Here is a 12,474-nt window from a genome sequence, read left to right as displayed (position 1 = left end):
GATGGGGATATGTTTCGTGTTCAGACGTTAAATCAAATTGCCGAAAAGGGTTTGCAAATTTTTGATGGGAATCGCTATGAAATTGGAGACAAAGTAGGTCATCCAGATGGTATTTTACTTCGAAGCTATTCTTTACATGAAGAAGAGTTTTCAGAAGATTTAAAGGCAATTGCAAGAGCTGGTGCCGGTGTAAATAATATTCCTGTTGAGCGTTGTACGGAAAAAGGGATTGTAGTATTTAATACGCCAGGGGCTAATGCGAATGCAGTGAAGGAACTTATTATCGCAAGCCTTATTATGTCTTCCCGTAATATTATAAACGGAGTGAGCTGGACGAAAGAGTTGGATGGAGAAGAAGTACCACAGCTTGTTGAAGCTGGGAAGAAGCAATTCGTTGGGTCAGAAATTGCAGGGAAACGTTTAGGTGTTATCGGTCTTGGCGCAATCGGTGCTTTAGTTGCGAACGATGCGTTAGCTTTAGGGATGGACGTTGTCGGATACGATCCGTATATATCTGTTGAAACAGCATGGCGTCTTTCTACGCAAGTACAAAGAGCGTTTAGCTTAGATGAAATTTTTGCAACTTGTGATTATATTACACTGCATATTCCACTTACGAATCAAACGAAGGGGATTGTTGGTGAACACGTTATAGAGACGATGAAAAAAGGAATGCGTCTATTCAATTTCTCAAGAGGAGAACTTGTAGATGAAAATGCTCTTCAAAAAGCGTTAGAAGAAGATATTATTACACATTACGTAACAGATTTCCCGAATGAAAATGTTATAAAGATGAAAAATGTAACAGCGACGCCTCACCTTGGTGCATCTACGTCTGAGTCTGAAGAGAATTGTGCAGTAATGGCAGCTCGTCAATTACGTGAATATTTAGAGACAGGTAATATTCGTAATTCAGTAAACTATCCAAACGTAGAGCTTCCTTACATTGGAAAAAAACGAATTACAATTATGCATCAAAATGTACCAAACATGGTAGGACAAATTACAAGATGTTTAGCAGAACATCATATTAATATTGCGGATATGATTAATCGTAGTAAACATTCTTGGGCGTACACAATGATTGATATTGATAATGGTATTGATGATATAATTAAAGAGAATATTGTGGAAAATATACGGAAAATTACAGGTGTTGTAGCAGTTCGAATGATTGTGTAAAGGAGAGAGAAATTTGGCAAATATCCGACCGTTTCGGGCCATCCGCCCAGTAGAAGAAAAAGCAGTGCAAGTTGCAGCTTTACCTTACGATGTATTAAATAGTGAAGAAGCAAGAGAAGTTGTAAAAGGGAATCCATATTCTTTCTTACACGTTGATAAAGCCGAAATTGATTTAGATCCAGCACTTTCACCGTACGATGATCGCGTATATGAAAAAGCGGGTGAAAATTTAAAGCAATTTATACAAGAAGAAGTGTTCGTTCAAGATGAGGAGCCAGCGCTTTACATTTATGAACTGACGATGCAAGGAAGAACACAGTCAGGCCTTGTCGTTTGTACATCGATTGACGAGTATGAAGATGATACAATTAAAAAACATGAAAGAACGCGTCATGAAAAAGAACTTGATCGTATTCGCCACGTAGATGTGTGTGACGCAAATACGGGGCCAATCTTTTTAACGTATCGTACAAAAGAAGAGGTGAAACGTTTCATTGCAAGCTGGAAAGAAGAACATGCGCCAATCTATAAATTTACAGCAGAAGATGGTGTTAGGCATGTTGCGTGGAAGATTGCAGATGAAGAAGTAATTGCAAATTTAGTAAACGCATTTGAAGATATTCCTAGTCTTTACATTGCAGATGGACATCACCGCTCTGCATCAGCTGCAAAAGTAGGGCTAATGCGAAGAGAACAATATCCGAATTACACAGGAGAAGAGGAATTCAATTTCTTCCTATCTGTTTTATTCCCTCATGATGAATTATCAATTTGGGACTATAACCGGGTTGTGAAAGATTTAAATGGTTTATCAGTCGAGCAGTTTTTAAAGCAAATTACGCAGTACTTCTATGTAGAAGAAGCAAATGGTTCTCCGTATAAACCAAATGAACCAAAATCATTTGGCATGTATGTAAACGAGAAGTGGTATAAGCTCACTGTGAAAGAGGAAACGTTTGATGCGAATGATCTCGTTAAAGGTTTAGATGTATCTATTCTGCAAGATCATTTATTAAGCCAAGTACTTGAAATACATGATCCACGATCTGATTCACGCATTGATTTTGTCGGAGGAATCCGCGGATTAGAAGAATTAGAACGCCTTGTAAATAGCGGTGAATATAAAGCAGCGTTTTCATTATATCCGACATCAATGGAAGCTTTATTAGCAATCGCAGACGCAGGGGAAGTTATGCCGCCAAAATCAACGTGGTTTGAACCGAAACTGCGCAGTGGGTTGTTTGTTCATTCGTTAAAGTAAATATAGACTTCTACAGTTTGGAAAAACCGAAATGATTTTTAATTTCGGTTTTTCTTTTGTAACAAATGGAACGTCAGTTTAATTAATTGTGGACTGTTTTTGAGGAGGGGTATCGATGAAATTGCAAGTAGGCGAAAAAATCACCTTTGAGCGAACTTTTACAAAAGAAGATGTTGTTTTATTTACAGAAGTATCTAAAGATGAAGGTGTTCATCATGTCACACCAGATGAGCAGGGGAGATTTGTTGTACAAGGGCTGTTAACATCAACGCTGCCTACAAAAATTGGCGGTGACTATAACGTACTAGCTCGCAAGATGGATTTTGAATTTTTACGTCCTGTTTTTAGCGGTGATACAATTCGTTGTGACGTAACTATTGAACAATTTGAACCCGATGAAAAACATCGTACAAAAATTATTGCGATGTTTACATGTAGGAATCAAGTTGGAAAAGAAGTGTTGAAGGGGAGTTTTTCTGGGAGTATTCTTTAAATTGGTAGGAAAAGGAATTAATGAAAAGATGTAATCATTCAATGGGGGAATTGGAAACAAAAATACACCTAGTTAATAGGTGTATTTTTTAGACGTGAAAACCACATATGTATTGGAGATTTCTCTCGGGTACAGTGTATCACAATAGAAATCATGTATATACATAATATTCTTTACATCGAATGGTTTTCTTGTGAATATATAGAAACAGTAATCTAAATAGATTTTAATTTTGTTAACTTACACACCTGTACCATGTTCAGAATTAGCAGGGGCGCCGCCATAATCTCCAACGCTTTCTAATTGAGGAGCAGGGAAATGTGTATGCCCTTCTTGCTTAGGAGCCCCACCGGTGTCACCGATGTTTAATGCAGGAGCGCCTCCAGTATGTCCGTCAGATAAAGAAGGTGCTGGTGGGGAAGGGAAGTGAGTATGTCCAGCTTGGCTTGTGAAACCTGCATTTAATCCAAATGCAGCAATACCCGTAAATGCAATACCTAAAGCGATTTTACCAATTGTTTTTTTCATTTCTTTAACCCTCTTTCATTTGATTTTTTTGCTACTGTACTATTAAAAAAGTATAAGCTTGCTTTCTCATGTTGTTGTTTGTTATAAAACGCAAGAGCTAGTTTTTCAAGATACTCAGAAACATAGATATATAAAGATTCTTTATTGAAGTATTCAATTCCTTCTAAAACAATCGGCTCAATTTTGTCTAATTCAGTTTGATTCGTGAAAGCTTCTAATATAGCAAAGTGATGTTTGTGCTCTTCATTACCAAGTTCAGAAATAAGTTGTTTCCCTATTTTAATGTAGTGGTTTGCTTTGTCTATAAGTCCTAATTTTTCATGTTCTTGTGCAAGTAAGAATATAGCTTTGTAGTGAGATGGGATTTTTTCAACAACTTGTGTCAAGTGACGAATCGCTTCTTCAGAAAGATTCTGGCTAGCATATAGATGACCTAGATTACCGCGCACATACAGTTGTAATGATTCTTCATTTAATTTTTGGAGAATATCTAACGCTTTGTTATAGCTTTCCTCAGCTTGTTCAAAGTGTCCTACGTCTACATAAGAAGCACCAAGTACACTTAAACAGGATGAAATATTTCTTTCACATCCGTGTTGCATTTCAAAAATTTCTAATGCTTTAGAAGCGTTTACAATCGCAAAACTTGGTTGTTGTTGGTGACAATGATAAGCAGCGTATCGGTAATAGAAATCAGCTTGTTCAATTTGACTGTGTCCGGATAGAAGTGCCTGTGCTTTTAAGAAATATTCTTCTGCTTCTTGATAATGATTAATTGCTGCAAAATGAATCGCTTTATAATAATGATATAGATAAGATAAGTGTTTATCTTCTGGTTTTTCCTGGTCTTCTATGATTTGAAAACTATCTTTCGTGATTGATAGTCCATCTGTCAGAGCTGTATGTCGGAACTGGAGTAATGCGTAATATAAGTGATAAAGTGGAATCGTTTCTGTTTCTTTCAAAAGCATTTCTTCATGTTCTTTTTTAGCTTCTTGAAACTGAATTTGTGCAATCTTAACGTTTTGCGTTAAGATTGCATGGTACCAAGCTTCTAAATGTTTTGTTGTATATGTATGTCCCTTTAATGAAATGTTCATATTAGCCCCCTTGTATATTTTTCTATATAATTGTAACTATAATGGTAACACAATTAAAAGTAATTATATGGAATTTTTTCTTGATAAATAATATTCTGAATTTTTTAAAAAAATAAACCTGTCAATCCTTGTGTTTTTATGATGTTGTCCATGTTTTTGGGGGAAAGGGATCACAATTGACTATAGAATCTTAATAAAATGATGTCACATGCACAGTACTAAAATAAAAGTTGAGAAAGTATGCATGAGGTGTCAATAGGATGAAAAGATAAACCTCCTAGTTACATAGTGAAGTGAACCCCGAAAACGGGACACCTATCAAAACACCTAAACCATCTGTTCCCTAAATTCTTTAGGGGATAGGTGGTTTAATTTTTCTTGAATTCGCACACAATTGTAGTAATGAATGTATTCTAGCACAATCTTTCGCACAGTTGTGTTGGATACTTTTGTTATCTTTTGTGAGTAGAAAGCTTCACTTTTTAAATGACCAAAGAAGCTTTCCATGACGGCATTATCATGGCAATTTCCTCTCCGGGACATGCTGGTGATAATGCCGTTTTCTTTGGCACATGCTTGAAATTCCTTCGCTGTATAATACTCCCTTGATCTGAGTGAAGGATCACATCTTTTATTTTTCTTCCTCGCATTGCTTGTTTTAATGTCTTCATCGCTAATGTTAGTGTTTGTGACTCACTGATGACATAACTAATAATTTCACGATTAAAGGCATCCATAATCGTCGATAAATACAAGGTACGCTCTCCAAATAATAAGTAAGTCACATCTGTGAACCACTTTTCATTTGGGGCTGATGCTTCAAATTGACGCTCCAATCGATGAGGAGCTACCACTGGTTCCGCACCATTCATATATTTCTTTTTCTTTCGACGCACTTTTGAGAGTATATGATATTGTCTCATAATCCGTAATACTTTTTTATGATTCACACACAGTCCCATTTTTCGAAGAGTGGCGGTCACTCTTCGATATCCATACCGCAATTTATGCCTAAGGCAGATTTTCTTTACTTTCTCTTCTATCTCGTCTTTAGGGCGTTCGGCTATCTGTAACCAACGATAAAATGAGGAACGTGGTAACTCTAATACTTTACACAGTTCTTGTACGGTTATTTTTGTTTTTAATTCATTCCATAGGGTAATAACGGTATGTGGTTTCAGCTCCTTAGGGTAATAACGGTATGTGGTTTCAGCTCCTTTCGATTTCCAGATACTTTCCCCATACAAGTAATTTTGTTTTTAAATGTTTATTTTCTAATCGTAGCTGTTCCAATTCACTTAGCTCTTTTGACCCTTTTCCATAAGAATATTGTTTTCCTACAGGTTGTTGAAAACGATATGTTTGATCTGTACGATACCATTTCATCCATGTCTTAATTTGGGAAACATTTTTAATGCCGAGTGTCTCCATAATGGTACGATTTGAATAACCATCCTTTTTCATCTCAATCACTTTCCACTTTATTTCTTCTGGGTAATGAACTCTTGTCTTCAAACGAAAAACACCTCCATTGAATTTGCATACTTAGTATGCGAATTCAGGAGGTGTTTTTTTCATGTACCACTATTCGGGTTCACTTCATAGCTAGGGGGTTTATGTTAAATAGTCTCACCGTGAGCTTCTAGTTTCGGAGCAGGGAAATGTTCGTGTCCTTCAAGCTTAGGAGCGCCGCCAGTATCGCCACGTGAATCTAATTTAGGAGCAGGCGTATCACCACCATTTAAAACAGGGCCGCCAGTATGACCATGATTTTCTATTTTCGGAGCAGGAGGTCTACCATGATCATAAGCAGGAGCCCATGAATCTCCATGTGAATCTAATTTAGGAGCAGGAAGATCCCCATGTCCCTCTAATTTCGGGGCAGGAAGATCAGCATGGCTCTCTTGTTTAGGAGCAGGAAGATCCCCATGTCCCTCTAATTTCGGGGCAGGAAGATCAGCATGGCCCTCTTGTTTAGGAGCAGGAAGATCCCCATGTCCCTCTAATTTCGGGGCAGGAAGATCAGCATGGCTCTCTTGTTTAGGAGCAGGAAAATCCCCATGTCCCTCTAATTTCGGGGCAGGAAGATCAGCATGGCTCTCTTGTTTAGGAGCAGGAAAATCCCCATGTCCCTCTAATTTCGGGGCAGGAAGATCAGCATGGCTCTCTTGTTTAGGAGCAGGAAAATCCCCGTGTGCAGCCTTTACAACGCCGCCATCCCCAATATTTATACCAAAAAGACCAAAGCTAAACACTGATAACCCTACAACAGCTGTACTAATTTTTCTTTTCAATCTATATCTCTCCTTTTATTATGTTTTTTCATTTTGTCTAAACGTGATAGAGAAAATGAAACGAATCGTAAAAAATCACCAATTATATTACGATATACGAATAATTCTGTGTAATATTTTGTAAAACCTCCTTGGAATTTGAATTTTTTGAAAATAAAATTCGACATAGTTCATTTTTAAATTAGTTGAATAGATTTTGATTGAGTTTTTATAAAGCGATTCGCTAACTTTAGGACTGAAAGCAGCTCTAAATTTCTATATACCGTGCTCATAAGGTTATTTTAGCTTTGAATTAAATTAACTATTATAATCCGAGAATTTAATTCTCTTGCTGTATATTTAAAAATTACAGTATGCAACATTGTATGAAAAAGATGGTTGCTATTTTTCGTAATTTGTAACTGTAATGGTTACATGTTGGTTGTATCCAATCTAAAAATATAATCATCATGAATGGAGAGGCTATATATAGATGTGGTTCTAGAATAAAGTTGAATGAATATCTTATATTAAAATAAAGAAAGTCCACTGTTTAATTTGAATATTCTACGATGTAATGGTGAGGATTTATCCGTCATTAACGGGCAGTAAAACTCAGACCTCGAAATTTAGCGAATGAGAGAAAGTTAAATGGGAGTCGGGCTAACGGAAAAAGCCCGATTGGTGAGGGTTAATAAGAAGTGGGAGGTGGCCCCACTTCTTTATTCCACGCCACTCTCTAAAATAGAGAAAGACTCATTTTCACAATTAATTTCTGCCATCGCACCGTAAGGTAAAATAAACTTTGGTTCGGTATGGCCAAAATTTAAATTATAAAGAATCGGCAAATCTTCTAAGTTATGTTCTTTCATAACTTTCAATATTTCGTGTTTATATTCTTCATAATATGTTTCGTCTTTTGGTTTACCAAAAATAATGCCCTTTGCTTTTTGCAGAATGCCTTGCGCTGCGTAATTTCGTAACCAATACTTTATATAACTTGGTTCTGGATGATCTTCAGAGGTTTCAAAGAAAAGGATACTATTCTCCCAATGTTTTTTCTCAGGCCAAAGTTCCGTTCCTTTTGCAAATTCCAGTACTTCTATACAACCACCAATTAAACGCCCTTGTACAGTGATAGAGCCTTGAAGTAGCTCATATCCGTTGTTTTGTTGCATTGTACGCCTTTTATCTTTATTTATCTCTATCCATTCTAAACGCTCACTCGTCCATTGATGAGCTGGTTCAATCTCGCCAATATTCTCATTTGAAAAGAGAGTTCGATTTACCATTTCAATTGTATATGGATCCATCTCTAAATTTTCGGCAAAATCGGTTAAAATTGCTGGACCGTAAAAAGAGGAGATTCCTGCTTTATGACAAAACAAATGTGAAACGGTAACGTCAGAGTATCCCATAAAAATTTTCGGGTTTTCACGTATCGCATTAAAATCCATATAAGGAAGTAAACGGATGCTATCTTCACCGCCAATATTCGCAATAATGGCTTTCACGCGCGTATCTTTAAATGCTGTCATTAAATCTTCCGCACGAGCCTCTGGGGTGTTATAAATGAATTCGCTGCCTTTTAAACTATTTGGCATTGGGACAACTTTCAGACCGAAAACTTCTTCTAATCTTTTTACTCCTTGTTCATATCGCCATCTTATCTCAGAATCACCTGCTCCTCCCCACGAAGGACTTACTGTTGCCACAATATCTCCTGCCTGTAATCTCTTTGGTTTTATTAACATTTTAACTCCGCTCCTACATAATGTAATGGACTACGATTATACAAACTGTAGCATTGAAAAAATATGATGCATCACATTAATTTCTTCGTTATCAATCCGTTTACCTGCTGGTATTCAAGAATTTAGCACTCGTGTTGAATATAGGAATAATCGATTTATATTTGAAAATTACAGTATGCAACATTGCATAAGAAAGATGGTTGCTATTTTATATAACCTGTAACTATAATAGTTACAGGTTGGTCGTATCCAATCAAAAAAATATAATCATCATGAATGGAGAGGTTACATATGGGTATGAAAAAAATAATTTTAGCAGGTGCTTTAGGGATCGCAGCATTATCAGGAACGAATTTACCAGGATTAGAACTATCAAAAGCGAGTGCCGCTTCTATTGAATCGAATTTCTCGACGTTAGAAGGGCGAGTAGTAGAAGTAGATAACGGTGTAATTGTCGTAAAATCTAAGCAATATGAGGAGCCTGTAAGTGTATATATAGATTCCCTTTCAAATGTGAAAGTAGGGGATGAGGTTAAAGCTACTGGATCTATGATGCGTAATTTTACTGAATATATGATTGCAAATACAGTTGAAAATACGTCAAATAAATTAGGTATGCACATGAAAGAAGATGGTTCTCCTGATTATGTAATTGGGGAAGTATCAAAAGTAGGAACGATGGAAGATGAAGGAGATAGTTCTACTAAATATGTCGTAGTTGAGTATCCATCGCTAAACGGGAAAAAAGATATTATTGATGTTTTCTTAACGAAGGAACAAGTATTTAATACAGGTGAGAAAGTAAAAATTGATATGAAGTATGTAGGATGGGGCGGAATTTCTATTAACTACAACACAACGGATCATATCGAAAAAGTTCATGAAGTAAAGAGCAACGTTGAAAATAATGAGGATGTATGGATCTGGTCTTAATAAGGCGAGTATAAGTCGTTATTTGCAATTTACTCCAAACAATAAATGTAAAAACTAAATGTATCATGCAGTACCCATCGAATGATCATATGTATGACAATTCGATGGGTACTTTTTTGTTTTATGTTTTTTTGAGAATAACGGATTTCCGATTAGAATATGATGTTAATACTGGAGCGAAGGTGAAAAAAACAATATGGAAAGAGGTGTTTAAGGGTGGAGCAAGATGAGGTTTATTTAAGAGCTAAAAAAAGGGTAGAGAATTTACAAGCGTTTTATATTCATTTAACGGTTTATATACTAGTGAACTTAATGCTTTTTATTATAAATATAAGCTCTGATTCAAGTAAATTATGGTTTTTATATCCACTTGCAGGTTGGGGGATCGGTATCGTTATACACGGTTTGACAACTTTTCCAGTTGGGATATTCGGAAAAGAGTGGGAAGAACGAAAGATTAAAGAATATATGGAGAAAGATAAGTAAATTTATTTCTGGAATGTATGAATATAAATCTCTTTGATCAAATGTTTGATGCGAAGTCTATTCTATAGCTTCGCCTATTTGTTTTGTATTCGAAGTTTGTGCGAGTGAGTGTTCCTATTCATTTTTTTAGCATCAACTGCATGTGAAATCAAAACTTTACTTGTAGTACATAATAAATAATGTTGTTTTACTGTTTTAATTACATGTGGATATAGGATGAAGTTGATTTATTACCCTATATTAAAATAAAAATAAACCACTGTTCGATTTGAATATTCCACGATATAATGGTGAGAGTTTATGGCAGAATAAATATTTACATAAGAAGTGAGGTACGGTATGAAAAAAAGAACGACAGACATTATTTTTATTATTATTGGTGCATTTCTTTTTGCGTTAGGTGTGAATTTGTTTGTTATTCCGAACGAGTTTGGTGAGGGCGGGGTAACAGGTATCACGATTATTACGTACTATTTATTTGAATGGTCACCAGGCTTAGTTAACTTAATTTTAAATGCGATTTTGTTAATAGCTGGTTATAAATTTTTAAATAAGATTACAACAATTTATACGATTATCGCTGTAGTTACGAACTCGCTATTCCTTCATTTAACAGAAGGTTGGACGATTGCTTCGGATGAAATGCTTGTAAATGCCATTTTCGGAGGAATATTTATTGGGTGCGGGATTGGTCTTATTATTCGTGTTGGCGGAACAACAGCAGGTACTACCATCTTAGCAAGGATGACGCATAAATATTTAGGATGGAGCATTAGCTATGGTTTACTGTTCTTCGATTTAATTGTTGCGTTTTCATCTTATTTCATCATTGGTGCAGAAAAACTGATGATAACAATTATTATGCTATATGTAGCAACGAAAGTGATGGAGTTTGTAATTGAAGGTTTAAATCCGAAGAAAGCCATTACGATTATTTCTGATAACCCGAATGAAATTGCCGGGAAGGTAACTACCTTAATGGGCAGAGGGGTTACTGTGTACTCAGGTCATGGCTATTACACGAAAACGCCGAAGGAAATTCTTTATATTGTTATTAATAAGCAAGAAGTAGTGAAGCTAAAACGGATTGTTCAAACTACGGATCCGGCTGCGTTCATCGCTATACACGATGTTCGTGATGTGTTCGGAGAAGGATTTGTTGATATTTCTAAAGCTTAGTAAGAGTTAGAATTAGTTTTTAAAAAGGCAGAAAATGAGCAATATTTTTTATTGAAATAATCTTAATGCGAAAATATGAGAATCTATTTTGATCACTTAATTATCAAGACCTAAATTTTTAAAAACAAATAAATTCAAGGACATTATATATTTTATATGACTAATATGTAATGTCCTTTCTTATTCCACAATGATACCCGTTTGTTGACGATTAATTTTCATTATGCTTTTTGTGCCGAGTCCAATGCTTTTTTTAATTCGTCTGGTTTTTGAGTGCCGATTACCACTGTGTTATATTTCAACTTTAACTCTATACCTTTCTTTCCATTCATGTTATAGGCCGTTTCACCCTTAAGGTTAAAACGAATTCCCCATCCTCCGAATCTTTTTAGTGGACTGTAAGTAATGCTTTCATAGTGACATATATTTTTGAAAAGGTACTGTTTATATTGAAAATGAAAAGGAACAAAACGAACATAAAGACCTTTTTCACGGACTTCTATAATCAGTTTCAATACCCCAAGCATTAATACAGGAAAGGCAATCCCAAAAAACAACCACAAAGCAATTAACACACCATTGGGAGCTGGTTTATCTCCAAACGGGGTATCAAGGATAATTTGTTGAATGAATCCATACCACATCAGTGCTGCGATCCCAAATATGAGTATCCATACCCAAATTTGTTGTGGTCGCTGAACCTCACGAAAGATAATACGTTCTTGTTGTTTCATTAATAATTGTCACCTCCTAAATGATTTATTACAGGGAATCCTTTTTGATCCAGTAATATGTATCCTTTGTTGTTATTCTCTATGAGAACCTCTTGTACTCTCATAGCACTTCACCCCTAAAAAAATTAACGCTCAGTCTAAAGACCTCACAACGCTTTCCGTTATGAGATACGTTAGCTACCTAAATTATACAAACTCTTCAGAATTCAGTATATATATAGTTTTATTTTTATTATCTGTATAAGTAATCTAATGTTTATAAGAAAAGAGGATATATACTCATATATTGAACGTAATATCCTCTTCTTAGTTTAGTCTATTTAAAATCTATTTCAAAATGGATTCTTTTTATTTATCGTAAAATATTGGCTTGTAGGTATTATTTATGAACCTTTATTCCAAAGCTACATTATCATACGATCTGTTGTACTGTATTGCGGTTCTAATGCGTAGTATCTTTGATAACCTCAATAATTTCACGTAATGGATTTTAAAATTTAGCTCATTGCCATGAAAAAATTAATGCTGTAATTGTTTTTCTTTTTCTTGCA

Annotated in this window: 10 protein-coding genes and 2 pseudogenes; 6 read left to right on the top strand and 6 right to left on the bottom strand. The window is 35.5% G+C overall.

Annotated elements, in window-relative coordinates:
• The first annotated feature begins 9 nt into the window (after positions 1-9).
• The 3 genes from MKY90_RS16075 to MKY90_RS16065 all read left to right on the top strand — a co-directional run bounded on the left by MKY90_RS16075 (position 10) and on the right by MKY90_RS16065 (position 2,936).
• Positions 10-1,182, top strand: coding sequence for a phosphoglycerate dehydrogenase (locus MKY90_RS16075; RefSeq protein WP_341091890.1), 1,173 nt, complete (start codon positions 10-12; stop codon positions 1,180-1,182).
• A gap of 13 nt (positions 1,183-1,195) precedes the next feature.
• Positions 1,196-2,443 (top strand): DUF1015 domain-containing protein, encoded by a 1,248-nt coding sequence (locus tag MKY90_RS16070; RefSeq protein ID WP_341091887.1) that lies wholly within the window; start codon positions 1,196-1,198, stop codon positions 2,441-2,443.
• Positions 2,444-2,558: 115 nt separating this feature from the next.
• Complete coding sequence (locus MKY90_RS16065) at positions 2,559-2,936, top strand: enoyl-CoA hydratase (RefSeq protein WP_341091884.1); 378 nt, start codon at positions 2,559-2,561, stop codon at positions 2,934-2,936.
• A gap of 240 nt (positions 2,937-3,176) precedes the next feature.
• On the opposite strand, the gene MKY90_RS16060 is transcribed toward MKY90_RS16065, so the two are convergent.
• The 5 genes and pseudogenes from MKY90_RS16060 to MKY90_RS16040 form a co-directional block, all read right to left on the bottom strand.
• Positions 3,177-3,464, bottom strand: coding sequence for a hypothetical protein (locus tag MKY90_RS16060; RefSeq protein WP_078214105.1), 288 nt, complete (start codon positions 3,462-3,464; stop codon positions 3,177-3,179).
• Complete coding sequence (locus MKY90_RS16055) at positions 3,461-4,564, bottom strand: tetratricopeptide repeat protein (RefSeq protein WP_098169161.1); 1,104 nt, start codon at positions 4,562-4,564, stop codon at positions 3,461-3,463. Before MKY90_RS16055 ends, MKY90_RS16060 begins: the two co-directional genes overlap by 4 nt.
• A gap of 327 nt (positions 4,565-4,891) precedes the next feature.
• Positions 4,892-6,079: pseudogene (locus tag MKY90_RS16050) on the bottom strand (IS3 family transposase).
• A 305-nt stretch (positions 6,080-6,384) separates the two neighbouring features.
• A pseudogene (locus MKY90_RS16045) lies at positions 6,385-6,858 on the bottom strand (hypothetical protein); the annotation flags it as partial.
• A gap of 701 nt (positions 6,859-7,559) precedes the next feature.
• A complete protein-coding gene (locus tag MKY90_RS16040) occupies positions 7,560-8,591 on the bottom strand; it encodes a S66 family peptidase (protein ID WP_098169106.1) in 1,032 nt (343 codons plus the stop codon).
• Between the two features lie 291 nt (positions 8,592-8,882).
• On the opposite strand from MKY90_RS16040, the gene MKY90_RS16035 reads away from it, so the two are divergent.
• From MKY90_RS16035 to MKY90_RS16025, 3 genes are all read left to right on the top strand, one after another.
• Positions 8,883-9,524 (top strand): F0F1 ATP synthase subunit alpha, encoded by a 642-nt coding sequence (locus MKY90_RS16035; protein WP_003190350.1) that lies wholly within the window; start codon positions 8,883-8,885, stop codon positions 9,522-9,524.
• 216 nt (positions 9,525-9,740) lie between these two features.
• The gene (locus MKY90_RS16030; RefSeq protein ID WP_002033083.1) at positions 9,741-10,010 is read left to right on the top strand and encodes a 2TM domain-containing protein; all 270 of its coding nucleotides are present in this window, start codon (positions 9,741-9,743) and stop codon (positions 10,008-10,010) included.
• A gap of 339 nt (positions 10,011-10,349) precedes the next feature.
• Positions 10,350-11,189, top strand: a complete 840-nt coding sequence (locus MKY90_RS16025) for a YitT family protein (protein ID WP_000747487.1) — start codon at positions 10,350-10,352, stop codon at positions 11,187-11,189.
• Between the two features lie 221 nt (positions 11,190-11,410).
• Here MKY90_RS16025 and MKY90_RS16020 read toward each other — a convergent pair whose 3' ends face one another.
• A complete protein-coding gene (locus tag MKY90_RS16020) occupies positions 11,411-11,923 on the bottom strand; it encodes a DUF6141 family protein (RefSeq protein WP_002033084.1) in 513 nt (170 codons plus the stop codon).
• Positions 11,924-12,474: the final 551 nt, after the last annotated feature.

It is taken from the genome of Bacillus sp. FSL P2-0099 (assembly GCF_038007445.1).
Classification (GTDB): Bacteria; Bacillota; Bacilli; order Bacillales; family Bacillaceae_G; genus Bacillus_A; species Bacillus_A mycoides.
This window is presented reverse-complemented; position numbering and strand designations above follow the sequence as displayed.